Annotated in this window: 17 protein-coding genes and 1 pseudogene; 16 read left to right on the forward strand and 2 right to left on the reverse strand. The window is 36.2% G+C overall.

What is annotated here, in order from left to right:
* Positions 1–57: 57 nt before the first annotated feature.
* Positions 58–3141, reverse strand: coding sequence for an efflux RND transporter permease subunit (locus NYE52_RS06375; protein WP_341192296.1), 3084 nt, complete (start codon positions 3139–3141; stop codon positions 58–60).
* Between the two features lie 97 nt (positions 3142–3238).
* Here NYE52_RS06375 and NYE52_RS06380 point away from each other — a divergent pair, with 97 nt between their 5' ends.
* From NYE52_RS06380 to NYE52_RS06405, 6 genes and pseudogenes are all read left to right on the forward strand, one after another.
* The gene (locus NYE52_RS06380; protein ID WP_341192297.1) at positions 3239–4090 is read left to right on the forward strand and encodes a TetR/AcrR family transcriptional regulator; all 852 of its coding nucleotides are present in this window, start codon (positions 3239–3241) and stop codon (positions 4088–4090) included.
* Between the two features lie 474 nt (positions 4091–4564).
* Positions 4565–7912 (forward strand): annotated as a pseudogene (locus tag NYE52_RS06385) (pullulanase); the annotation flags it as partial.
* Positions 7913–8057: 145 nt separating this feature from the next.
* A complete protein-coding gene (safA, locus tag NYE52_RS06390) occupies positions 8058–8657 on the forward strand; it encodes a SafA/ExsA family spore coat assembly protein (RefSeq protein ID WP_341192299.1) in 600 nt (199 codons plus the stop codon).
* Positions 8658–8834: 177 nt separating this feature from the next.
* Positions 8835–10757, forward strand: a complete 1923-nt coding sequence (locus NYE52_RS06395) for a BglG family transcription antiterminator (RefSeq protein ID WP_341192300.1) — start codon at positions 8835–8837, stop codon at positions 10755–10757.
* Positions 10758–10994: 237 nt separating this feature from the next.
* The gene (locus NYE52_RS06400; protein WP_341192301.1) at positions 10995–12923 is read left to right on the forward strand and encodes a fructose-specific PTS transporter subunit EIIC; all 1929 of its coding nucleotides are present in this window, start codon (positions 10995–10997) and stop codon (positions 12921–12923) included.
* A gap of 132 nt (positions 12924–13055) precedes the next feature.
* Positions 13056–14072: a threonine aldolase family protein gene (locus NYE52_RS06405; protein WP_341192302.1), complete on the forward strand. Its 1017-nt coding sequence runs from the start codon at positions 13056–13058 to the stop codon at positions 14070–14072.
* 240 nt (positions 14073–14312) lie between these two features.
* On the opposite strand, the gene NYE52_RS06410 is transcribed toward NYE52_RS06405, so the two are convergent.
* On the reverse strand, positions 14313–15326 hold the full coding sequence (locus NYE52_RS06410; protein ID WP_341192303.1) for a DUF3231 family protein: 1014 nt from the start codon (positions 15324–15326) through the stop codon (positions 14313–14315).
* 184 nt (positions 15327–15510) lie between these two features.
* Between NYE52_RS06410 and NYE52_RS06415 the strand changes: the two genes are divergently transcribed.
* The 10 genes from NYE52_RS06415 (at position 15511) to NYE52_RS06460 (ending at position 26309) form a co-directional block, all read left to right on the forward strand.
* The gene (locus NYE52_RS06415; protein WP_341192304.1) at positions 15511–15927 is read left to right on the forward strand and encodes a DUF4181 domain-containing protein; all 417 of its coding nucleotides are present in this window, start codon (positions 15511–15513) and stop codon (positions 15925–15927) included.
* A gap of 136 nt (positions 15928–16063) precedes the next feature.
* The gene (locus NYE52_RS06420) at positions 16064–16801 is read left to right on the forward strand and encodes an IclR family transcriptional regulator (protein ID WP_341192305.1); all 738 of its coding nucleotides are present in this window, start codon (positions 16064–16066) and stop codon (positions 16799–16801) included.
* A gap of 54 nt (positions 16802–16855) precedes the next feature.
* Positions 16856–17821, forward strand: a complete 966-nt coding sequence (locus NYE52_RS06425; RefSeq protein WP_341192306.1) for an ABC transporter permease — start codon at positions 16856–16858, stop codon at positions 17819–17821.
* A 15-nt stretch (positions 17822–17836) separates the two neighbouring features.
* The gene (locus NYE52_RS06430; RefSeq protein ID WP_341192307.1) at positions 17837–18697 is read left to right on the forward strand and encodes an ABC transporter permease; all 861 of its coding nucleotides are present in this window, start codon (positions 17837–17839) and stop codon (positions 18695–18697) included.
* 15 nt (positions 18698–18712) lie between these two features.
* Positions 18713–19738 carry an ABC transporter ATP-binding protein gene (locus NYE52_RS06435; RefSeq protein ID WP_341192308.1) on the forward strand — a complete coding sequence of 342 codons (1026 nt, stop codon included), beginning with the start codon at positions 18713–18715 and terminating at the stop codon, positions 19736–19738.
* The gene (locus NYE52_RS06440; RefSeq protein ID WP_341192309.1) at positions 19728–20696 is read left to right on the forward strand and encodes an ABC transporter ATP-binding protein; all 969 of its coding nucleotides are present in this window, start codon (positions 19728–19730) and stop codon (positions 20694–20696) included. Before NYE52_RS06435 ends, NYE52_RS06440 begins: the two co-directional genes overlap by 11 nt.
* Before the next feature lie 198 nt (positions 20697–20894).
* Positions 20895–22484: an ABC transporter substrate-binding protein gene (locus NYE52_RS06445; RefSeq protein ID WP_341192310.1), complete on the forward strand. Its 1590-nt coding sequence runs from the start codon at positions 20895–20897 to the stop codon at positions 22482–22484.
* A gap of 95 nt (positions 22485–22579) precedes the next feature.
* Complete coding sequence (locus tag NYE52_RS06450) at positions 22580–23974, forward strand: M14 family zinc carboxypeptidase (RefSeq protein ID WP_341192311.1); 1395 nt, start codon at positions 22580–22582, stop codon at positions 23972–23974.
* Between the two features lie 69 nt (positions 23975–24043).
* On the forward strand, positions 24044–25663 hold the full coding sequence (locus tag NYE52_RS06455; RefSeq protein WP_341192312.1) for an amidohydrolase: 1620 nt from the start codon (positions 24044–24046) through the stop codon (positions 25661–25663).
* A 13-nt stretch (positions 25664–25676) separates the two neighbouring features.
* On the forward strand, positions 25677–26309 hold the full coding sequence (locus tag NYE52_RS06460; RefSeq protein WP_341192313.1) for a pyridoxamine 5'-phosphate oxidase family protein: 633 nt from the start codon (positions 25677–25679) through the stop codon (positions 26307–26309).
* The last annotated feature ends 30 nt before the right edge of the window (positions 26310–26339 follow it).

The raw sequence follows: 26339 nt of genomic DNA on the forward strand, positions 1-26339 counted from the left end.
CAAGAATAAGAATAAGCCAGTGAAGCATGCTTCACTGGCTTAAGGTAAATGGATGGATTAGCTTTCATCGATATCCTTACGATTTTTCTTAAATAGTTTAGAAAGAACTTCGTAAACAATTGGAACAATAACAAGTGTTAATAAAGTAGAACTGATTAAACCACCAATAACCGTAATACCAAGGTCTTTAGAGATTAATCCACTACCACCTGATCCAATTGCTAATGGAATTAATGCACCAATTGTTGCAATTGCTGTCATTAGAATAGGGCGAAGACGGGTAGATCCTGCTTCAAGAATCGCTTCACGCATATTCATTCCATCACGTTCCATATGAATGATGCGGTCTACTAATACAATCGCATTCGTTACAACTATACCGATTAACATCAATAATCCCATCATAACCGATACGGAAATAGTTAGACCTGCAATATATAAGCCTACAAAGGAACCAATAACAGCAAACGGTAAACTAAATAGGATTGAGAATGGGGCAACCCCTTCACGGAATGTTACGACAAGAATAAAGTATACAATCGCAACAGCAGCAATCATTGCTACACCCAATTGCGTAAATGTTTCATTCATATCTGCTGCAACACCAGCAACGTCTATAGTAACACCTTTTGGTAAGTCAAGTTTATCAATTTCTTTATCCACTTCACTTGTTACTTTGGAAACATCACTACCAAGAATTTTTCCAGATACCGTTGCATAATACTCGCCTTTACTGCGGGAAAGCGTATTTAAAGTAGTTCCTTCTTCCACTTCAACAAGCTCTGAAAGTGGCATTGTATTTCCTAATGCAGTTGGAATTTCTGTGTCTAGCATATCGTCAATTGACTTAGGCTGTGCTGATTTTTCTTGCTGAACGATGACATCTAAAGCTTCACCATCTTTTTCGATGGTTGTGACAACATCTTTTGTATTATCTGGGCTTAGCATCATTAGAAGCTGACCTGCTGTTAAGCCATACTGCAATAATTCATCTTGATCTACTTTAAATGTATATTCTACATATGCATCTTCAGCAGTGGTTGAAACATCTTCTAATTTGTCGTTCTCTTTTAAAATATCTTCTGCTTTTTTAACAGCTTCATTAAGCTTATCTAAATCTTCACTATAGAATGTATAGCTTACTTCATTTGTTGACATTCCCATTGATGAGAAGTCTTGCGTTTTCCATTCACCAGACTGACCAATATTTGTAATGTATTCTTCAATTTCATCACGAACTTCTGGGAAGTTTTTCATATCTTCATCAAAGATTAGGTACATAAGTGCACCGCCAGCTCCCATGCCCATCATGGCACTTTGTGCATCAGCTGTATCATTGATAGATAATTGAACAATATCAATATCTTTGCGATCAAGCATTTTTTCTTCTACTTCTGTAACGTTCTTTAATGTTTCATCCTTTAATTCACCAGTTTCTGGTGTATAGGTGATATACATTGTTTTTTCTTCTTCACTTCCTAAGAAGCTAAAGCCGATTAGTGGGGTAAGCGCAACACTTCCAGCTAATAAAACAATAGCAATAATAGAAGTAATGATTTTATGATTTAGAGATTTCTCAAGAATGCCTCTATACCAATTCGCCAATTTGCCGGCTTCTTTATGATTACTTTCTACTTTCTCTCCATATAATTTCTTCTTAAATAGGAAGTGAGAAAGTGCAGGTACAATTGTTATCGCAACAAGTAAGGATGCGCCAAGTGAGAATGCCATTGTTAAAGCGAAAGGACGGAATAATTCTCCAACCATTCCACCAACAAACATTAATGGTGCAAATACAGCTACCGTTACTAATGTGGAAGAAAGGATTGGTTTAAACATTTCAATCGTTGCTTCTCTAATTAACGCACGACCTGTTAATTTCTCTTCTTTAAGGTGTAGACGTCTGTAAATATTTTCTACCACAACGATGGAGTCATCAATTACCCGACCAATCGCAACCGTGATAGCACCTAGTGTCATTATATTTAATGTAATATCCATCCAGTTTAGTAGCAATAATGCCATGAAAATAGAAACTGGGATAGAAATAATAGAGATAATCGTTGATTTAAAATCGCGTAAGAATAACAAAATGATTAATACAGCAATTAAACAACCAAATACTGCTTTTTCAATCATCGTAAATACCGATTTTTCAATTGGAGCCCCTTGGTCAAGAGAAACATCAATTACTAAGCCATCGATATTCTTTTGTTCGTCCTCAATTAAATCCTTAACACTGTTAACGACATCAACTGTGTTAGCTTGCTGTCCTTTTACAATTTGGATTGCAATTGCATCTTCACCATTTGTACGAGAGACAGATTCTACTTTCCCAACTACTTCAATTTTAGCAATATCGCTAAGCTTGACGAATGGGGATGGATTTTGTTCTGAAGGAGTTACAGGAATAAGCATATCCTTTAGCTCTTTTTCTGTCATGAACTTCCCATCAATTGCAACTGCCTGTTCTCCTTCTTCAAACTCATAAAGTCCTAAGGAAACAGCTAAGTTACTTGCTTGGATCATTTCTTTAACTGTATCTTCTGTTAAATCCAATTGTGCCATTTTTTCTTTATCGTATGTTAAATCTACTTCTTCAATATGTTGTCCAGTGATGGTTGCAGAAGCTACTCCGTCAATCTTCTCAATTTTCGGAAGGATGATTTCTTCAACCGTTGACGTTAATTCAGTAATATCTTCTTCTGTACTGCTGACACTTAAAGCTACAACCGGCATCATATTCATACTGATTGCTGTGACTGTAGGTTCCTGTGCATCGTCAGGTAAGGTGATATTATCTAAAGCAGATTGCAAAGCACGCTTTGCTTCATCCATATCTGTCCCATATTCATACTCCAATTGAACATTTGCCATGTTCGAATAAGAATTTGAATAAACAGCTTTTACATCTTCTAGATTTTCTACTATTTTTTCTATCGGCATGGAAACCTCTTCCATTACCTTCTCAGGAGTAGCTCCCGGATAAACATCCATTACGGTTAAGTACGGAATCGAAATATTCGGTATGGTCTCCATATTCATTCTCGTACCAGAATAGATACCTGATACTGTGATAATAATGGTTAGTAGCCAAACCGCAAGCTTGTTACCTAACACAAAATTTACTAAACCTTTCATAATACACCTTCCCTTTATTGACTAATCTAACTCATTTACCTATAATAAATGACTAAGTGGTCATATGTCAAACGATAGTTCATAGGAGTGAATGAGCATGACGAAAAAACAGCTGATTATGGAAAAATCAATTGAGTTATTTGCAAAACAAGGATTTGCAGCTACCTCCGTTCAACAAATAACCGAGCATTGTGGAATATCAAAAGGTGCATTTTATTTATCCTTTAAGTCAAAGGATGAACTGGTAATGGCCTTAGTAGATTATTTTATGGAAGAATTCATCGCAAAACTTGACTACACAGTCAATCATGAAGAGGATATACTTTACCATTTTTATTATGAAATCTTTTTTACTTTTAAGGAAAATTCAAGTTTTGCTATGTTATTTATTAAAGAGCAAGCGCTTTCGTTTAATGAAGAATTTATCAATAAATTTACTTATTACGACCATTTATTTGAAAAAACAATCGAGCGTATGATTGAAAAAGTATATGATCCATCCATACAGTATTTGAAGTTTGATTTAGTATTTAGTATTAAAGGTTTCCTTAATACTTATACGCATATTGTGTTAAGTTACAATGAATCGATTGATTTCGATTTACATCTGCTTGCAAAATCTTTAGTAGAGAAAACCAATATTCTTGCTACCCACACGAAATCCCCGTTTTTTTCAGAGGATTTATATCAGAGGCTACATCAGTCTCTGACAATAGAAGAAACTACAAAAGAAGAGCTAATACAACTAGTAAATGGGAAAATAGAAGAAGTGGAAGATGTTTATGTGAAAGAATCTTTATCGTTACTTACAGAGCAGTTGGAAGAAAGAACATTAAATAATGTGTTAATCAAAGGTCTAATTGAAAATATTCGATATCATCGAGAGTGTGTGTGGCTATCATATTTATTATTTAATTATTTTAAAATGGATAGAGCTTTAGAAAAATAACTTATTAGTAATGATGAATGAAATGGATAAAAAATGTGAGTACTTAAGGTTTAGTGTTTATAAAAAGCACTAAACCTTTTTGGATTTTTTTTGATGGATATATATGGATATATCATGAGTCTGATGACCTGAATTACTCTATTTTGTCATTCTGTTACCGTGAACAATCTAGAGGAGCGTTGACACTCGTAATCTACTATATTTATAATCTCACATAGAAAGAAAGCGTTTACTTAAAGTGTGGAACTCGACAATAAGTGAATGCTTAATTTGGTAGTAACTATTATTTAGGAATGCTGAAATGAGCATTTTCTAAACAATGGGTTGCTTAAATCTAGAACAGGAGGAGAAGGAATGAACCAATTTGTAAGGAAAACACTCATTATTCTAACTGTATTGGTCCTTGTATTAACTACACGAGGATTCACTTTCGACCAAATCAGTGTAAAGGCAGAGAATACAGAAGCAAAAGAAATACCAGAACACACATTAAGAATTCATTATCAAAAAGAAGATAAAAATTATGAAAATTTGGGTTTATGGCTATGGGATGATGTAGCATCTCCTACTGCTAATTGGCCACAAGGCGCAGTGGCTTTTGAAGAAGAGCAACAAGATGAGTATGGTACATATATTGATATTCCATTGAAAGAGGATGCCAAAAAAGTTGGTTTTCTAGTCGTAAACCGTTCAAATGGAGAGAAAGAGGGCGGAGATAAGGCGGTTAACTTAAGCAACCCCGCGTTGAATGAGATATGGGTTAAGGAAGGAGCCGATACGGTAAATCTATTTGAACCAGTTAACTTACCTGAGAATACAGTAAGAATTCACTATCAACGAGATGATCAAACCTTCGATAAGTTAGGTTTATGGTTATGGGAAGATGTGGAATCTCCATCTGCTAATTGGCCATCAGATGCGCTTGCCTTTGAAAATACAGATCGATATGGAAGCTATGTAGATGTTAAGGTGAAGGATGATTCACAAAAGATTGGTTTTCTTATTGTGAACCGAGAAAATGGAGAAAAAATTGGCGGGGATAAAGGTTTTGCATTACTTGAAGAATATGATCATTTATGGATAAAGAATGAAGATGATAATGTTTATATTTCTCCATATTGGGAAACGCCAACAGATTTGGTATCTGGCGAATTATTGTCTGATAAAGCAATTCAATTAACTTTTTCTAGTACAAAAGGTCTTACAGAAGAAGCGATAGTGAAAGACTTATCTATTGTGGACAAGAATCAAGAAGTAATTGCTTTTGATGGAGCAAAAATTTCGAATGAAACAACAGTGGAAGTAACTGGCGTCTTTGATGCAGAAAAAGGACCGTTTACAATTTCTTATCAAGGAAGAACGGTGACAGCTAAATCTGGATGGAAAATGTTAGATGAGAATTATTTCTATGAGGGAGACGATTTAGGGGCTACCTATCATAATGGAAATGCTACGTTAAAATTATGGGCGCCGAAAGCAACCAAAGTTACAGCTGTTTTTTATGATAAAGAGAATACTGCTAAGCAAATTGGAAGCTTAGATTTAGTGCAAGGAGATAAAGGGGTTTGGAGTGTAGAAGCGGAAGCAAATAAGCTAGGTATAGACGATGTAAGAGGATATTATTACCAATATGAAGTAACTAATGATGGAAAAATCTCGAAAGTATTGGATCCATATGCAAAGTCAATGGCAGCTTTCACGGTTAATACAGAGGGAGAGGTTGGCAGTGATGGCGATACGGTTGGTAAAGCAGCTATTGTTGATCTAAGTCAAACGAATCCTAGTAACTTTAATGGTGCGAATATTGCTAACTATGAAAAACGAGAAGATGCGATAATTTGGGAAGCGCACATCCGTGACTTTACCTCAGATCCGACGATTCAAACGGATTTAAATGGACGTTGGGGTACGTATAAAGCATTTATAGACAAGTTGGATTATATTAAATCCCTTGGAGTTACGCATATTCAGCTTTTGCCTGTGATGGCATGGTATTGGGGCGATGAGACACAAATGGATGAAAGAGAATTAGAGTATTCTGCAGCTGCAAATGAATACAATTGGGGTTATGATCCACATAACTATTTCTCTCCAGATGGTGCTTATTCTGAAAACCCGAAAGACCCTGAACAACGTATTAAAGAATTAAAGGAACTAATAAATGCCATTCACGATGCTGGAATGGGAGTAGTGTTAGATGTGGTTTATACACATATGTCTAACGCGAGTCTATTAAATGATATTGTGCCTGATTATTACTTCTTCCAAGATAGCAATGGTAAATTTGTTGGCGGCTTTGGGAATAACTTGGCAACAAATCACAAAATGGCAGAAAAGCTAATGATTGATTCAGTGAAATACTGGTTCAGTGAATTTAAAATTGATGGTATGAGATGGGATATGATGGGGGACGCAACCTATGAAGCTGTACAAAATGCTTATGATGCAGCAGCAGCTATCAATCCTGATGCGCTATTTATCGGAGAAGGGTGGAGAACATTCTCTGGACAATTGGCGGATCCATCATTAGAGGGAAAAGGTGCTGACCAGGACTGGATGGATAAGACAGATGATGTTGGTGTTTTCTCTGATGAAATAAGAAATGAGTTGAAATCAGGATTTGGATCAGAAGGTGAGCCGCGCTTTATTACGGGAGGAGCTCGTGATATTCAAACCATATTTAACAATATAAAAGCACAGCCATCTAATACAAAAGCTGATGACCCAGGCGATATGGTGCAATATATTGAAGCTCATGATAATTTACCATTATATGATATTATTGCGAAAGCATTGAAGAAGGATCCATCGATACCTGAGAATGATGAGGAAATTCATAAAAGAATTCGTCTTGGTAACTCGTTAATTTTAACCTCCCAAGGCACAGCGTTTTTACATGCAGGACAAGAATATGGAAGAACAAAGCAATGGCTAGGTGAAGGAATGCCAGAGCAAAAATATGATGAATTTATTGATGAGAATGGTAATCCCTTTGGCTATTTTATCCACGATTCGTATGATTCTTCTGATGCAATCAATATGTTTGATTGGTCAAAAGCGACGAATAAAGAAGAATATCCAGTTAATAATGAAACAGTTGAATATACAAAAGGGCTAATAGAATTAAGAAAATCAACAAATGCATTTCGTTTAGGGGAAAAGAGTCTTGTAGATTCTAATGTGACATTAATAGAAGCGAAAGAAATTCAGGAAGAAGATCTTGTAATTGCTTATAAAAATGAGTCAACAGATAATACAGGAAGCTACTATGTATTTATGAATGGCGATACAAAATCAAGAGAGCTAACATTAAATGAGGATTTAACAGTCTTCAAAGTATTAGTTGATAGTGATGAAGCCGGCAAAGAATCTGTTACAGAGAAAAGCGGTTTTACTTTAGCTGCTGATAAAATAACACTTGATCCTTTAACGACTGTTGTCATAAAAAATGAGAAAGAAACAGATGGAGATTCGGATAATGGTACTTCTGACCCAACTACACCGGAAACGCCAGGTGAGTCAACAGATCCGGTTACACCTGAAAATCCAACTGAATCTCCAGAATCAACTACACCAGAGAATCCAGATAAAGAAAATCCGTCTGGTAAAGACGAAGACCCAGTTCATTCTGACAAAGAGGTCAATGGTGAGAACGATGAGAAAGCGGATAATGACAAGAAGGATACCAGTGACAAGAAATCCGAAAATGCATTGCCAAATACAGCGACAAATAATGGAACATATTTGTTGATTGGAATCATTATTTTACTAGCTGGAGTAAGTCTTACTTTCTTCCTTCGTAGAAAAAAACAAATACACTAATAAGTGAAATAGAAGCAGAAGTCAGGATTTTTAATAAAAATCTGATTTCTGCTTTTTTATATGAAAAAAATCAAAAAATCATAGAAAGCAAGGATAAGAACAAATTTTTGTGCGCAACTTATTATTCAGAAGGAGGTGAAAGAAAATGAAAAAAATGATGGCAATGATTAGTTTATTAATGTGTTTAGTAACACTTCCAACAATGGTTTTCGCTGATACATATACGGTAAAAAGCGGAGATTCAATGTGGAAAATTGCTGTGAAATATCAAATCGGCTTACGGGAAATTATTGCTGCAAATCCGCAAATTTCAAATCCTAGCTTAATTTATCCTAATCAAAAATTGACGATTCCCAATATTGATTCCATCAAAACAGTAGAACGTGAAGTTATAAGACTTTGTAATATTGAAAGGCAAAAAAATGGACTTCCGGCTTTAACGGAAAACTGGGAATTATCACGAGTAGCTAGAGATAAATCAATGGATATGGCACAAAAGAAATATTTTAGCCACACAAGTCCAACTTATGGATCTCCATTTGATATGATGAAAGCATACGGAATCAGTTATAAATCAGCTGGAGAAAATATTGCGCAAGGACAAACGAGTGCTCAAGCAGTTGTACAGGCGTGGATGAACTCAAGCGGTCACCGAGCAAATATATTAAGCAAAAGTTTTACACAAATAGGTGTAGGCTATTACCAAAGCGGAAACTATTGGACACAGATGTTTATATCGAAATAAGTACGGAAGAAGGGATTTACTCCTTAAATATTTTAAGTTGTAAATCCTTTTTAATAGTCATTTTCTACAAATATAGAATGCATCCATTTGGAAGAAGGGTTCTAAGTAAAAATAGAATTGAATTCGTCTACTTTATACGCTACACTTTTTAATGATAAATAAAAGTAGGTGTTTCACATGAATGATAGACAAAAAGCTCTACTTCAACTTTTACTTTCAAATGAAGGAGAGACCCGGAATATACATGAGCTTTCCGAACGGCTAGATTGTTCGGAAAAAACAGTGCGTAATGATTTGAATAAAATGGAGCAATTATTAAATAAATTCCCGAGTGCAAAGCTAAAAAGACAGCCTGGTATTGGTATTACACTTGAAATAAGTAAGGAAGATAGGGCGGCTCTGCTTCAACGACAATTTTTCCATAACCATAAAGCGATGGAAGAGAGAATGATTGAAATTGCCTATTTATTACTTAGTTCAGAGAATCCGGTTACGTTACAGAGTATAGCGGATCGTTATTATGTTCCGAAATCTACGATAAAAAAAGAGATGGAATTTATTGAAAAGTGGTTAGCTGATTATGAATTAGATCTAATATCCAAGCCACGACTAGGAAATCAGCTTCAAGGTACTGAACTTCAAAGAAGGAATGCTTTAGCCCATTTACCACAGTTGATATCTTCTGTTTCCATTGAGAAAAACTATGTACTTGATTTGTTTTTACCTTATGAAATTAGTACTGTAAAAAGAGCTTTACATAAATTGCAGGATCAATTTGAAATCAAATTCATGGACGAAGCTTTTGATAGTCTTGTTGTTCATGCGCTCATTATGGTGAAGCGAACAAGACAAAAATCACCAATTACTATAATAGAGGAAGAAAAAGCTTACATAGCAGCCTATAAAGAGTTTGAATATGCTTCATTGTTCTTTGAGCAATTGGAAGAGTCCTTTTCTATGAAATTTCCAGAAAATGAACGTATCTATTTTACTTGGCATTTAATTAGCGGAAAAAGGGTAGATGATGGGGAAGAGCACTTCTATTTTCAAAATAAAGTATTGCTTAGCATCATTCATGATATAACGAAAAGGTTAGATGAATTAACTGCCTACCCTTTTGAAAAGGATTCCATTCTTACTAAAGGACTTGCTGTTCATATGTATTCAGTCATTAACCGCTTGAAATATGGATTCCTTATTTGTAATCCTCTTCTGTCAGAAATTAAGAAAATGTATCCATATATGTTTAATATGGTGATTTTTGCGTTAGAAGAGGTTAAACGTGCTTATGATTTAGATGTTCCTGAAGAGGAAGCTGCTTTTCTAGTACTTCATTTCCAAGCATCTATTGAGAGAATAGAAGGCAGTAGAGGGAAAAAGAAAAATTCTTTAATCGTGTGTCATTTAGGAGTGGGGATTTCTCATTTATTAGAAGCGAAAATCAAACAGCATTATTCAGACATTCATATTTTGGCTTGTATCGGAAAAGCCTCCATCGATGAATTCCTCAAAAACAATAAGATTGATTTTATTATTTCAACTGTTTCTCTTCGTGAGATTCCAATACCATATATTGTTATTTCTCCTCTCTTAGAAGGAAAGGATAAGGAAAAATTAAATCAATTTGTTCAAAGAATTGAAGAAAGGAAAGAAAACAGTAGCGAAGATAGAAAACAGCTGTCTAAATTGATTCGTGGTGACATGGTGCATATGGGAATAGAAATGGAGCACCCATATGAAGTCATTGAAATGTTAGGAAATACTTTGTATCAAAAGGGATTGATTCAGAAAGAGTTCATTCAAAGTGCTCTTAATAGAGAACGAAAGTCAGCTACAGCAATTGGTGGAAATATCGCAATTCCCCATGGGGACCCCAAAATGGTTATCCAGTCTGCAATTGCAGTTGCTATATTAAAAGAGCCGATACGATGGGGAAGTGAATATGCTTCTGTCATATTTTTGTTGGCTATTTCAAAAGAGGATCAAAATCTTAATCGTGCGGTAGTAGGGCAAATTGCAGCCTATAGCGAAGATAGTGAATTTTCAACTGGGATAGCAGTACTTAAGGATATTAAAGGTGTGCTTGATTTTATCAAATAATAAATGTTTCATGTTTTGTATAAGTACCTCTTTTTTCTATTCGATACTCTTGGTAATCCATAATAATAGAAATAAACGTTTAGAAGCTAAATGTTTAGCATATCTATCATTTTCTAATAATCAATTTTTACCACAAGTCTGGTAAAAATTAAGATTATTGGAAAGGAGACATGGGTTTATAATCAAAATGTAAGCAATTACATGAGGCGTGTGAATAAGATGGAGGAGGGAAATATCATGAAAATTTTAGCGATTACAGCTTGTCCAGTTGGTATTGCTCATACATACATGGCTGCAGAAAATCTGCAAAAGGCTGGGGAAGAATTAGGCATTGACATAAAAGTAGAAACCCAAGGCTCCATTGGGGTAGAAAATGCTTTAACAGAGCAAGACATCAGAGAAGCGGATGGCATTATTATTGCTGCAGATAAAGAAGTTTCTAAAGATCGTTTTATTGGGAAAAAAGTAATTATTACTGGCGTAAAAGAAGGAATTCGCAATCCGCATGAATTAATCAAGAAAATTCAAAATGGTGATGTACCAGTATATCGAGCGGAATTAAAATCAGCGGATGAGATTAAAGGACAACGTAAACAAAAAGAAAATCCGGTATATAAACATTTAATGAATGGTGTATCTTACATGGTTCCGTTTATTGTTGTAGGAGGACTACTTATTGCGCTGGCTCTTACACTTGGTGGGGAACAGACACCTGGTGGAATTGTTATACCAGAAGATTCCATTTGGAAACAGATTGAAAGTCTTGGTAGCACAGCCTTTATGTTTATGGTGCCGATTCTAGCAGGGTTTATTGCGGTTAGTATTGCTGACCGTCCAGGACTTGTACCAGGGATGATCGGTGGCTATATTGCAGCAAATGGTAGTTTTTACGGTAGTGAAGCAGGTGCAGGATTTATTGGTGGAATTATTGCTGGTTTCTTAGCAGGTTATATTGCATTAGGGATTAAAAAGATAAAAGTGCCAAAAGCACTTCTACCAGTTATGCCAATTATTTTTATACCAATCGTATCATCTGTTATTGTTGGGCTGTTATTTATATTTGTTATTGGTGCTCCAGTAGCACAGGTTTTTGAAGGTTTAACTAGTATGCTTGCAGGAATGCAAGGAGCAAGCTCGATTTTATTAGCACTTATTCTAGGGGCAATGATTGCAGTAGATATGGGTGGTCCATTTAATAAAGTTGCTTTCTTATTCGGTTCTGCCATGATTGCAGAAGGAAATTATGACATAATGGGGCCAATTGCAGTAGCAATCTGTATTCCGCCAATCGGAATGGGCCTTGCAACGTTTATTAATAAGAAGAAATACCTTCCGAATGAACGGGAAGCAGGTAAGGCCTCTTTTACAATGGGCTTATTCGGTATAACAGAAGGAGCAATTCCGTTTGCGGCTCAAGATCCATTACGTGTAATTCCAAGTATTATGGCTGGTTCGATGGTCGGTGCGGTTATTGCCATGATTGGAAATGTAGGGAATAAAGTAGCGCATGGCGGTCCAATTGTAGCGGTATTAGGGGCGGTAGATAATGTAGCCATGTTCTTTATCGCGGCATTAGTGGGTGTATTAGTAACTGCCTTTATGGTTAATGCATTGAAAAAAGAAGTAGCGGTTGATCTTCCTGTAAGTAAAGGGATGGAGAAAAAAGAAGTTGCGGCAACAATAGAAGAAACAGCAGAACCGATGGAAATAACCAAATTAACTGATATCGTAAGTGAAGATTTAATAACAACAAATTTAGTTGCAGAAACACAAGATGGAGTAATCGATGAACTAATTCAAAAATTTGAAGATGCAGGAATCTTATATTCTAAAGAAGAATATAAGAAGGCTATATTAGAGCGCGAAGCCCAAAGCTCTACTGGATTAGGGATGAATATTGCTCTTCCTCATGGTAAGTCCAATGCAGTAAAGCGCCCAGCAGTTGCCTTTGGTATTAAGCGTAAAGGTGTAGACTGGAATAGCTTGGATGGTACAGAGGCTAAATTAATCTTCATGATCGCTGTTCCAGAACAAAGCGCAGGTGACGCTCATTTGAAAATTTTGCAAATGCTATCACGTAAATTAATGGATGAGCGTTATAGAGAAAAATTGCTTCAGGTAGGTTCCAAATCAGATGCGATTATTCTATTAGATGAAGTTCAATAATTAATAAAAAGTGCCAAACATCAAGGGGATTTACTCCGAGGTGCTTGGCACTTTTTATATTTTTAGTGAAAACATTTCGTGACAAGAAGAATCTCTTTATGAGAAAATATTTAAAAAAAGGAGGCTATGTCCATGTATAGTTTTAATAATGATTACAGTGAAGGAGCACATCCAAGAATTCTTAAAGCATTGGTAGAATCCAATTTACAGCAAGAAATAGGGTATGGGCAAGATTCCTTTACTAAAAAAGCGGTAGAAGTGTTAAAAGAAAAAATGAATACTGAAGAAGTGGATATTCATCTCTTGGTCGGAGGAACGCAAACAAATCTAATTGCAATCTCAGCCTTTTTAAGACCACATGAAGCAGCTATTGCAGCTGACACTGGTCATATTTCTACCCATGAAACAGGGGCTATCGAAGCAACTGGACATAAAGTACTTACGGTTGAGACAAAAGATGGCAAGCTAACACCCGACTTGTTGCAAAATGTACTGGATGAGCATACAGATGAACATATGGTTAAGCCGAAGCTTGTATACATATCCAATTCAACTGAAATAGGAACTATTTATTCTAAACAGGAACTTGAGTTATTAAGTGCATTTTGTCAAAAGAATAATTTGATTTTTTATATGGATGGTGCACGTTTAGGGTCTGCTCTATGTGCAAAAGACAATGATCTAAGTTTAAGTGATTTTCCGAAGTTATTAGATGCTTTTTATATCGGTGGAACGAAAAACGGAGCATTAATGGGAGAAGCCCTTGTGATTAAGAATGATTCCTTGAAGGAAGATTTTCGTTATCATATTAAGCAAAAGGGAGCAATGCTAGCAAAAGGAAGAGTGCTAGGAATCCAATTTTACGAACTATTTAAAGACAATCTTTTCTTCGAATTAGCGGAGCATGCTAATAAAATGGCAGAAAAATTACAAGCTGCATTGGAAGAGAAAGGCTATTCTTTTTTAACGTATTCTTCCACCAATCAAGTATTTCCGATTGTTTCTAACGAGAAGATTTCAGTGTTACAGAAGAATTACCAATTCAATATTTGGGAAAAAATTGATAACGAACATTCTGCGATTCGTCTTGTTACGTCTTGGGCTACAAAAGAAGAAGAAGTGGATGCGTTTATTAAGGAATTAAAATAAAGCTTGTTAAAAGTTTAAATAGTTAGTTTAACATATGGTATACCGTTAAGAGAAATCCGGTATGCCATATGTTTGTCCAAACGAAAAATGAAGTTTATGATCGCAAAGTAAAGAGATATGATCAAAAATCAACTAGATATGATCCAAAACCCAATTATATGTTCCAAAAGTAAAGAGATATGATCCAAAACCCAATTATATGATCCAAAATCCAAATAGATGAAAGCCATCTCTAAATAACTATTTCCCCGCTAATCCCTTTCGATCAATTGCTTCTGGCTGCTTCTCCATCCACCCATACTTGACCAATAGTTTATAGCAAAATGCCCCTGCCTGCATGGCGTGGTTAAATACACTTTTGTAATTAAGAATAATATCTGTTCTTAAACTAGAACCAATGGCTGCTCCATAATACGAAAGGGCTGCATTTACTAATAATGCTGCATGAAACATCATTAACTTATCGGAAAAAGGGCTAATTGTGGAATCGGTAATTTCTGCATCCCATCTTTTGGGAATCGGTAAATTATCTTTTTGAAGTATTTCATCAAAGCTCTCTGCGTCTTTTCCAGCTAATTTCACATTTTTTTTCATGAAGTTTCTTACTTCTTCTTTCTCCGCAACTTGACTAAAGGCAAGACTTAAAGATCGAACAAAGCCTGTTTTCTTTGAATTGAAGTGAAGATTGCTTATTTCAGACATATTAAGTGGTCTTTTGTCTCCGATTAAACTAGAAATAAAGCCAGCTGTTTCAACAAATTCAACTTCATGTGGAGAAGGAATGGTTGGAACACTAGAGAACTCCGGCTGTGTCTTTGCTAACTTAAGAGTCCTTTGATATAGCTCCTTCGATGTCACCGTACATTCAAAAAAATAGTTTTGTATGTCTTCGCGTTCGGCATTTGTAATAGCTAATGTATAGGCAGAAATACCATGCATTGTCATCATTCTTGAGTAAAAAAGTATAAAGGAATCTGAAAATAGACGTGGGGCATTAAGATTAACATCTTCCTCTGTAAATCCTTTTGGAAGTTTAAAGTTTGCCTTTGTAAAGATATCTGTAATTTTCATAAGATGACTTTCTGCTAAACGTAACGAATAGGCTACTAGAGACTTGATATCTTGATTTTGTACTATTTTTAGAAAGTATTTATACACACATACGGCCATGCTATCTCCTAGATATTGAAGCCAGAGCGCAGATACCTCGGCAGCGTTTAAGGTTTTCTTCTGTGTTTTCTCATGATTCTTCAATAAAGATATCCTCCAATTATTCTATGCTTGACGTTAACATAGAAGTTTCTAATTTAAATTTAGTATGGTAATTATAAGCAATTTTATCCTCTAGATTGGGGGAAGAAGAATTAATGTTTGGAACTTTTTGGTTTTTAATTCGTATATCGTTATAAAGAGAATGGAAGAAAGGTGGGGTAGCATAATGGGAGTAGAAGATAATGTGGGGTTGAAATTACTAATTATATTAATTGTTTTTCTTGGAGCTAGTTTATTATTTGATTTAGTTCTTACAAAAATACTGAAATTAGAAAGAAGAAAATTTTTTTCTTATAATCATATAAATAAAGTGCATGTACGAATCGATTGGAGTATTAGAATTGCTTTTATGTTTATCTTAATGGCAGCGTTCATAATAAATTATTCCTATAATTTGTGGTATTTGCAGCCTTATTATGTATTGCTTCTCTTCATTATTGTATCAGTAGTTGTACGTGCAATTATAGAATTGAAGTATTTGAAAAATCGCCGGGAGGCTCTATTTACTGTTCTTCAGCTAGGATTTTGGCTACTTTTGTTTAGTGGGGCTTTTTGGATTTTATCAACGGGATGGTTTGGATAATAAAAAAGAAGAAGACTTGTCAAAAAATGTGACAGTGTTTTCTTCTTTTTTTTGGAGTGTTTATTGACGCTAGTTAAATTGCTATGCTATATTTTTCTTATAAATCAGAAAATTTAGAAAGAGATAGGTAGAATATATGGTTCAATCAATTGATAGAGCAATGCAAATTATCCATTTATTTATCGAAAACCCTAAAAAGGATAATTGGCCAATTTCGCAAATTGCGGATGAAGTAGGCTTACCACTAAGTACAACACATCGATTAATTAGCTCTTTAGTTAAGTATGAGTTAGTTGCACAAGTTGAATTGACAAAAAACTACATGCTAGGACCGAAATGGATGGAAATTGGGTTAAAGCAACTGGAAAGTATGGACTTGAGAATGATAGCGAGACCGATTTTAGAAAGACTCACCAAAGAAGTAAAGGAAACCTCTTTTTTAAGTATTCCCAATCATTATTATTCATTAGGAATTGATCGAGTAGATAGTCCTCATAAGGTAAGGGTTGTAGAAGAATTAGGTGAGAGAATTCCTATGCCAATTGGCGCGCCTAATAAAGTAATGCTTGCCTTCATGGAAGAGAAAAAGGCGATAGAAATTGTGACAGAATTAGTGAAAGAAGAGAAAAAGAGAGACAATATTTTATCGCAATTACCATTAATTAGGGAAATGGGTTATGCAGCTAGCTATGCAGAAATGACAGAAGGTACAGCTTCCTTTGCAGCTCCTATATTAGGGTTTGGAGGAGAACTAGTTGGGGCTTTGAGTATAGGAACGATTACATATGAAACGACAGAAGAACGTGCAGTATATTTACTGGAAAAAGTGAAAGAATACGCACAGCTTTTATCCAACGCAGTTAGAGGAGTGTAATTTTTGTCCGTATAGCGGAAACAGTTTCCGTAATACGGAAAAGGAGGGAAATAGATGTGGCGTTATGTAGGTAAGCGATCAATTACTGGAGTATTGGTCATTTTAGTAGCGATTTGTCTAAACTTCACGTTAATTCAATTGGCACCAGGAGACCCGATAAGTATCCTTTCTGGGCAGGATAGCCCCTCACCCGAAATGGTGGAAACGCTGAAGGAGAAATATGGGTTAAATGAGCCGATAATCGTCCAATTTTTTATGTATGTAAGTAAATTATTTCAGGGGGATATGGGAGAATCCATTTTAACTGGAAAACCAGTGATGGAAATGATTGGCGAAAGAATAGGACCGACATTAATGCTCGCTTTAACAACTGCCGTTCTTTCCTTAATTATTGGGACCTTATTAGGAATTTATTGTGCTAGGCATGTTGGGTCAAAGTTGGATAATACGGTTTCGGGAATTTCCTATATTTTTGATTCTATGCCTAGTTTTTGGCTTGGAATGATGTTCATTCTTATATTTGCCTCCACATTTGGTATCTTTCCTACATCGGGAATGACAGATTTGCGAGCAGATTATTCAGGTATTGCCTATGTAATGGATGTTTTGAAGCATATGTTTTTGCCAGCGATAACATTAACATTGATTACGACCCCTTATTTTTTCAGAATTGCACGGTCGTCTGTCATTCAAACAATGTCAGAGGATTTCATTACAACGTTGAAAGCAACGGGAATGAAAGAAAGCAAGATCTTTAGAAAATATGTTTTTAAGAATTCAGTTTTACCGACTATAACAGTGTTCGGTATTACACTTGCTTATATTATTACGGGCGTAGCCATTATTGAAATTGTATTTTCATGGCCAGGAATGGGGAGTTTTATGCTAAATGCTATTTCTCGACGAGATTATCCGCTATTAATGGGAATCTATTTAATCCTATCCATTTCGGTAGCAACTACCATGATAATTATTGATGTTCTATATGCCTTCATTGATCCAAGAATAAGATATGAGTAGAGGAGAGTGTATAAGGTGGAAGTTGCTACGGTCATTCGTAAACCGATAAATAGAGCTTTAGGAAAAATAAATGGAATTAAACAATTGAAGGTTGGGTTAATTTTATTAGGCGTACTAATTTTGATTGCTGTCTTTGCACCTTTAATAGCGACGCATAATCCGTATGCCCTTGATAGTGAGATAATTTCACCTCCAAGTAAGGAAAATTATCTAGGAACGGATGGATTAGGACGGGATGTATTTAGCATGATTATATATGGTGCACGTACCTCCATGCTAATTGGTGTAGTAGCGGCACTTATATCCGCAATAATTGGTGTAGTCCTTGGCGGTCTAGGTGGCTTCTATGGCGGAAAACTAGATCGTGTACTTAATGAATTAAATAATGTATTTATGATGATGCCAACTTTTTTTCTAATCTTAATTATTGTTGCGCTGTTTGGAAGCAGTTTAGTAAATGTCATGCTTGTTATTGGATTAACTACTTGGGTTGGAAATGCCAGACTGATGAGGGCTCAAGCAATGTCATTAAGGGAGAGGACCTTTATAAAAAGTGCTTATGCAATTGGGGAAAAACGGTGGAAAATATTATGGAAGCATATCATACCAAATGGAATTTTCCCTATTATCGCTAATACGACGATGAATATTTCTGGGGCAATTCTTACTGAATCAAGTTTAAGCTTTCTTGGACTTGGAGATCCAAACGTGATTAGTTGGGGACAAATTATATTTAATGGAAAGTCAGATTTAACAACTGGTTGGTGGGTTTCTACATTCTCAGGTCTAATGGTTGTTATCACAGTGCTTGCATTTTATTTGGTTGGTGATGGACTTAATAGAGTGTTGAGTCCGAAATTAAATGATACAAACTAGTAAGGAGGGGGAAGAATGGGGGCATTAGAAGAACAAAAGGATTGGCTGAAAGAGTATGCAAAAGAAGAAGAAGTAGTATCAGTCAAAGATTTGACTATCACCTATGAAACTAAGGGGAAGAAAGTGGAAGCAGTTAAAGGTGTTTCATTTCATATTAATGCACAAGATTCTCTCGGCATTGTTGGAGAATCAGGATCAGGAAAGTCCACATTGGCAATGGCTATTTTACAATTATTGCCGAAGAAAATCACCACTGTTACAGGGGAAGTACATTTTAATGGAAAGAACTTGTTAGCATTATCTGAAGATAAAATGCAGCCGATGCGGTGGAAGGATTTATCGGTCGTGTTTCAGAAATCAATGAACGCACTTAGCCCTGTTCATAAAATTGGGAATCAATTAGTTGACATTTACCGCATTCACCAACCAAAGGTGAAGAAAAAAGAAGCAAAAGAACGCATAATTACATTACTGGATAAAGTGAATCTCTCTCCTAAAGTTTTTAACTCCTATCCTCATGAACTATCTGGCGGTATGATGCAAAGAGTATCGATAGCATTAAGTTTGATGCATCAGCCAAAACTTCTTATTTTAGATGAAGCAACAACCGCGCTTGATCAAGTCACACAAAGACAAATATTAGAAGAAATTAAAAGTGTTGAAAAAGAAATGAATCTAACCCGATTGATGATTACCCATGATATGTCAGTAGTTGCGACTTCATGTAATAAGGTTGCTGTGATGTATGCGGGTAGGATTGTAGAGTTTGGTCTGGTCTCCAATGTTCTTGCAAACCCGCAGCATCCGTATACAAAAGGATTATTAAAATCAATTCCTTCTTTTAAAGGAGAAAAAGAAAATATAAGAGGAATTCCTGGATCGATACCTGATTTAAGTAAAGAGGTTTCTGGTTGTATTTTTAAAGATCGTTGTGAATTTGCCATGGATATCTGTGGACAGATAGTTCCAGGGGAGATTAATGTGGAGAGCGATCATCGTGTCGCATGCCACCTTATAGGAGGTGCAGATTATGCAAGCTGAAGTTGCGAAGGAGGTTCTTCGTGTTTCTGATGTTATCAAGCATTATAAAGAACGAAAAGCATTTAAACATACGAAAATTAAATCAGTGGATGGTGTAAGCTTTACTTTAAATAAAGGGGAAATACTTGGGATAATCGGAGAAAGTGGATGCGGTAAATCTACTTTAGGAAAGGTACTTGTGAAATTGGAGGATGCAACATCGGGAGATATCCAAATTAATGGAACATCCGTTGAAGCACTATTTAAACAAAATGAGCTTCAGTTTCGTCGTACGGTTCAAATGATTTTTCAAAATCCTTTTGATACCTTTGATCCCCGCTATTCAATAGCGAAAATTTTAACGAATGTTATGAAACTGCATAAGATTGGTGCAAATGAGGAAGAAAGAATGGAGATAAGCAAACAAAGGCTTGAAGAAGCTGGCTTAAAGCCGGCAGAAGACTTTTTGCATCGTTATCCCCATGAATTATCTGGTGGGCAATTGCAGCGTATCTCGATTCTTCGCTCGATGCTGTTGAATCCCTCCTTTATTGTTGCAGATGAGCCTGTATCAATGCTAGATGTATCGATTCGCGCTGATATTATCAATATGTTGAAAAAGATATGTGACAACCACCAAACAGCAATGGTTTTTATTAGCCATGATATCACTACTACTCGTTATATTTCAGATCGAATTGCAGTCATGTACCTTGGGAGAATTGTGGAGACTGGAGCAACCGATGAAGTTCTTCATAATCCCAAGCATCCGTATACACAGGCTTTGATTTCGAATTCAAGTTACATAGAGGAAGAAGAAGTCATCCAGTTAAACGGAGAACCACCAACTCCAAATCATAATCATTCAGGCTGTTATTTTTATCAAAGATGCTATAAACGAAAAAGTTCCTGTCAGAACGGTTATCCTGAAACGATTGATTTAGGTGACGGACATCTTGTTAGCTGTCCTCATGGATAAAAATAGAGAAAAAGTAGAAACACCCTGCATTAGAAACGCCAACTGAAAGTATCTCTATTTGCATAACCAGATATAGTAATACCGACATCAGGTAAAGAAATCAGCGGTAAATCTGTCTTCGATCCTGATGAAGTTTTTATAAAAGTGCTGTGCTAGTGAAGCTAGACATAGTAAAAAGAATGGGGAGTTGAGAATAGGGTGAAAGCAAAGAAGCGAAATATCCTTAGTATTCTATTAGTCTTGCTTATTGTTATAACAGCAGGATGTAGTGGATCAAATGAAACGGGTGGGCAAGAAGGGAATGATGAATCCACAACAACAGGTGGAACCTTAATTGTGGGAGCTACTGGAGATCCACAAACATTTAATCCTGATGCAAGAGCAGATGATTATTATTATGCGATGGCACAGAATATTTTTAGTCGACTAGTCAAAATTAATAATAATCAAGAAATTATTCCTGATCTTGCAAAAGAATGGGAGTTTAATGAGGAAGGAACAGAAATAACATTCCATTTACAGGAAAATGTGAAATGGCATGATGGCGAAGACTTTTCTTCAGCCGACGTCAAATTCACATTGGATTCGATAATGGAGAAGTCTGGATATGCGGTTGGAAATTTAAGCAGTATGGAAGAAGTAACGACGCCTGATGAAAATACAGTTGTCATTCATTTAAAGAAGCCAGATGCAAGCTTCTTAGGATATTTAGCATGGTATGCGACTTTTATTGTACCAGAACATATTTATAGTGGGGATAATTGGGATTCAGGACTGAATATAAATCCAGTTGGAACTGGACCATTTAAATTTGTAGAACATACACCAGGTGTGAGTGTAACACTGGAAAGATTTGATGATTATTTTGGTCAAGTCGCAAAAATGGATAAGGTAGTTTTCTCCATCATGTCTGATGTAGATACGATGATGCAGGCCTTTTATAACGGGGAACTAGATGTACTTGGAACATCTCCTCCTAGCTCTGAGATTCAAAATGTTCTAAATGATGAAAACTATGTTGCCAATCCAGTAGTATGGCCGTCTCGTCAATATTTGGTCTTTAATATGGAAGAAAAGCCTCTTGATCAATTAGAAGTCCGTCAAGCAATTGCTTATGCCCTTGATAGTGATGATATTGTGAATAGAGCATTGCGTGGGGAAGGACAGGTAGCTACTAGCTTTGTTTCTCCAGTTTTTAAATGGGCAGTATCAGATGAATATACAGTTCCAGAGTATGACCCAGAAAAAGCAAAAGGTCTATTAGAAGAAGCTGGATTAAAGCCAGATGCAAATGGAAACTATTTATCCTTAACACTAGATGTATTTCAAGATCCTGGAACAGTTGATATGGCTACTGTAATTAAAGATCAACTTAGAAAAGTTGGGATAGAAATCAAACTAAATGTTTCTGAATATCCAACTTGGCAAGAACAGGTTCATACGAATCGAAAGTATCAGCTAAGTATGATTGGTGGCTATCAAGGTCCAGATATTGGAGCGATTAGTGCGAGAATTTCCACAGAAGGATCAAATAACTTTAATGGATACAGTAATCCTGAATTGGATGAATTGCTTGAAAAAGGAGCAAGTCTTGTAACAGAAGAGGATCGGAAACCAATTTATAATGAAGTACAGCGTATTCTTTCTGAAGACTTACCGATTTATTTAATTTCCGAGTGGGTTGCAGTATCACCAGTCCATGTATCTGTAAAAGGAATGCCGAATACAGAAGAAGCGTTGCCGTATACCGGATTTAATGAGTATAACTATGTTTGGATAGATAAATAAACCTGAGAAATAAAGGATAATGAGAAAATAAGGGCTGCCAGATCCTTTCGATATCAAGACAGCCCTTATTTATTTTTTAAAAGGAGTGAGTAGTGATGAATATTCAAAAAATAGTTGATAGTGTACCGGATTACCAAAGTTTTTTAACAGTAGATGAGTTGGACGAAAGCGCATTTAAATTAGCAGATGAATTTCCAGAGGAAGTGGAAATCTTTGTAGCAGGCTATTCAAGAAATAATCACCCGATTCAATGTTTAAAAATCGGAAATGGTTCTAGAAATGCTTTATGTTTCGCATTACCACATCCTAATGAACCAATAGGTGCAATGACAATGGAATATTTTTCTCGTGTATTAGCAGAAAATAAAGAGCTTCGCGAAGAGTTAGATTATACATGGTATATCATTAAATGTATTGACCCTGACGGAACGCTCCTAAATGAAGCATGGTTTAAAGGACCTTTCAATATCTATCAATATACGAAAAATTTCTATAGACCAGTCGGCTACGAACAAGTGGAATGGACGTTTCCGATAGACTATAAGAATATGCATTTTAATGAACCGTTACCGGAAACAAAAGCGTTAATGGACATCATTGACCGAATCTCACCGGATTTTATGTATTCCTTGCATAATGCTGGCTTTGGTGGAGCGTACTGGTATATTTCTCATGATATTCCCAAGCTTTATGATGGTTTGAGACAATCAGCCATTAAGCAACAGGTATCCCTAAGCTTGGGAGAACCAGAAGCTCCTTTTATCAAAGAATTTTCTCCAGCAGTTTTTCAAACAATGGGGGCAGCCCAGCATTATGATTATTTAGAGAAGTTTACTGGAGAGCCACCGAGCTTTAACTCAGGTACTTCCAGTGCGGACTATGCATTAGCTAAAAATCCAGATTGTGTTACGTTGTTGACTGAGCTTCCTTATTTCTTTGATGCAAGAATTGAAGATATGACAGAAACAGAAGTAACTAGGAAGGAAGCAATCTATCAAAATATCGAAATAAATAAGGCTTATTATGGACTTATAAAGGAATTGATGGAAATGATTCCAAAAATTTCTGAAGACAATTCCTTTATTAAGCTAGTAAAGCAAATTGCAGATGGCTTGGAAGAAGGAACGAATGCAAAACAAAAATGGGCAGAAAGTGAGCCGGAGTTTGAGCAACCGGCAAAGGTTTCCCATCTATTTGATAATCTTCAAACTGCTAAATTTTATAATGGTTTATCATTAGGTTTAACGGTCAGAGCGATAGACTTTGAGATAAATAGACTGCTTGCTGCTGAAACCCAGGATGAAGGAGGATTAAAGCAATTAAAGGAGGCAAAAAAACGAGGGGAAGAAGAATTAAAGAAAGCCTGTGAACAGTTAGAGCAGGAACTAGATTATTCTGTTATTCCCATCCAAAAGCTTGTACGTATTCAAGTGGAGAGTGGACTTCTTGTTTCTTCCTATATAACAAAACAGACCCTTCCTCAAGTGTAACGAAGCGCAATAGGTTCTGTGAAACGGCAAAGGAATCAATAAAAACAGCGTAAAAGGTGGGCAAATGGGATGAAAACTTTTTATAAAAATGGGGCTTTTTATACAGCGAATCCAGATCAATATTTTGCGGAAGCAATGCTTGTGGAAGATGGGAAAATCAGCTGGATTGGAGACGAGGACGATGCAAGACAAGCGGAGTTTGATGTAATCATCGATTTGCAAGGAAAAAGAGTTTTACCTGGAATTATTGATGCCCATATGCACCCATTATTATTGGCTGAAGTAGGTCAAAAAATTTATTGTGGAGTACCGCAAGTTCACTCTATTAAAGATATTCAACATGCTATCCAAATGGAGTTAAGTGCTAGGGCGAATGAAGGGGAAGAAAAGTGGGTTCTTGGCTGGGGATATGATGAGTCAAAGCTTGTCGAAGGGCGATCTCCATCTAAAGAGGATCTGGATGAAGTTACATCTAGTATTCCTATTGTATTGACAAGAGCTTGTGGACATATTGTGGTCGCAAATAGTGCAGCGTTAAAATTAGCGGATATTACATCAAGTACGAAAGCTCCATATGGCGGCGAAATTGAAGTAGATGAAACAGGAGAGTTGACAGGAGTTCTGAAAGAAAAGGCTAGGGAGCAAGTCTATCAAGCGATACCAGAGCAAACATTAGAGGAAAAAGGACAATTATTGGCCACGTTAAGTAAGAAATTATTTTCCCAAGGTATTACAGCAATTACAGAGCTTATGGCTACCTTGCACCCCTATGATTTCTATGAAATTTATGAAAAGGCGTATGAGCAAGGCTACAAGCAGCATACGGTTATGTATTATCTATGGGATGATATCCAGCATAAACAAAACCTTTTAAAACGGAATCAAAGTGGCACTAATGAAGATTTGCAAATCGGAGGCATTAAACTTTTTGCGGATGGAAGCATATCTGGAAAAACGGCATGGTTTAGTGAAGGCTATGTAAATGATGCTGGAAATACTGGTATATCAGTCACTTCACCAAAAGAATTGCTTGAGGCAGCTGCTGTTGCCAAAGAGCATCAATTGCAAGTTGTTGTCCATGGAATGGGAGATCAAGCTATTCGTCAGGTAGTGGACACATTTGCAGAAGTAGATGGATGGCTTTCCAATATTCCATCTGTACGAATTGAACATGCTGCATTAATTGATCAGGAAACATTGGTAAAAGGGATTAACGCAGGGATTGGTTTTGTGACCCAGCCAATCTTCTTGTTTGCAGAAATTGATAGCTACTTGAATAATCTAGGAGCTTCAAAAACAAATCAGACATATCGTATTAAAACAATGCTTGATTCAGGGGCAAACATTTGCTTATCCTCTGATGCACCTGCCACATCGTGGGAAGATACGTCTAATCCTTTTATTGGGATAAAGTCAGCTGTTACAAGAACTGCTTATTCAGGTGAAATGTATAATCCATCGGAAGCCATTCCCGTCCAAAAAGCAATCGATTTATATACTCGCCATGCACAAGAAATGACAGGAATTCCTCTTGTGGGCCAGCTGAAAACAGGATATTGGGCAGATTTCATTGTCCTTGAAGATGATATCCTTACAGCCAACTCTATGGATATCGATAAAATTTCGGTATTGGCAACTTATTTCAAAGGTGATTGTGTATTTGAGATGGAAAAAAAGATTGAAGTATAAGGAGTGATGGTTTTTGGATACGATTTTTAAAAATGTTGTTAAAACGTTAGAGGAACTTCGAGAAATTAGTGGGAAACCAGGGGCTGTAGTCAATAAGAAGGTTATCCACTCTATAGACCATCATTGTCGAGAGTTTATTAGCAAATCACCATTTTTAACTATAGGGACAACAAATGGAGAGGGATCCACAGATGTTTCTCCTCGAGGTGATACACCTGGATTTGTCCATATAATCGATGAAAAACGTCTAATTATACCAGAAAGACCTGGTAATCGGCGGTTAGATTCGATAATCAATATATTAGCACATCCATATGTTGGTGTTTTGTTTTTCATCCCAGGGCTCGGAGAAACACTTAGAGTGAATGGAAAGGCTTGTGTCATAAAGGATGAGGAATTATTAGAACCGATGACAGTACAAGGGAAAAGACCAGTGCTTGGAATAGGTATTGAGGTGGAGGAGTGTTTCATTCATTGTGCAAAGGCATTTATTCGCTCAGGATTATGGCAACCTGATTCCTGGATGGAAAAAGAGAATCTACCACTGCCAGCAAAGATTTTGAAAGATCATATTCAAATGCCGGAAATTCAGACAAAGGATATAGAAGATGATTTAGAGGCTAGTTATAAACATACCTTATACTAAGCCGAAAGAACTCTAACTTTTCTTCTAATG

Origin of the sequence: Niallia sp. FSL W8-0635, assembly GCF_038007965.1 — a bacterium.
Lineage (GTDB): Bacteria > Bacillota > Bacilli > Bacillales > Cytobacillaceae > Niallia.

Coding starts and splice junctions, on each gene's coding strand:
- NYE52_RS06375 (WP_341192296.1), bottom strand. CDS start 3,141: ATGAAAGGTTTAGTAAATTTTGTGTTAGGTAACAAGCTTGCGGTTTGG.
- NYE52_RS06380 (WP_341192297.1), top strand. CDS start 3,239: ATGACGAAAAAACAGCTGATTATGGAAAAATCAATTGAGTTATTTGCA.
- safA (WP_341192299.1), top strand. CDS start 8,058: ATGAAAAAAATGATGGCAATGATTAGTTTATTAATGTGTTTAGTAACA.
- NYE52_RS06395 (WP_341192300.1), top strand. CDS start 8,835: ATGAATGATAGACAAAAAGCTCTACTTCAACTTTTACTTTCAAATGAA.
- NYE52_RS06400 (WP_341192301.1), top strand. CDS start 10,995: ATGAAAATTTTAGCGATTACAGCTTGTCCAGTTGGTATTGCTCATACA.
- NYE52_RS06405 (WP_341192302.1), top strand. CDS start 13,056: ATGTATAGTTTTAATAATGATTACAGTGAAGGAGCACATCCAAGAATT.
- NYE52_RS06415 (WP_341192304.1), top strand. CDS start 15,511: ATGGGAGTAGAAGATAATGTGGGGTTGAAATTACTAATTATATTAATT.
- NYE52_RS06420 (WP_341192305.1), top strand. CDS start 16,064: ATGGTTCAATCAATTGATAGAGCAATGCAAATTATCCATTTATTTATC.
- NYE52_RS06425 (WP_341192306.1), top strand. CDS start 16,856: ATGTGGCGTTATGTAGGTAAGCGATCAATTACTGGAGTATTGGTCATT.
- NYE52_RS06435 (WP_341192308.1), top strand. CDS start 18,713: ATGGGGGCATTAGAAGAACAAAAGGATTGGCTGAAAGAGTATGCAAAA.
- NYE52_RS06440 (WP_341192309.1), top strand. CDS start 19,728: ATGCAAGCTGAAGTTGCGAAGGAGGTTCTTCGTGTTTCTGATGTTATC.
- NYE52_RS06450 (WP_341192311.1), top strand. CDS start 22,580: ATGAATATTCAAAAAATAGTTGATAGTGTACCGGATTACCAAAGTTTT.
- NYE52_RS06455 (WP_341192312.1), top strand. CDS start 24,044: ATGAAAACTTTTTATAAAAATGGGGCTTTTTATACAGCGAATCCAGAT.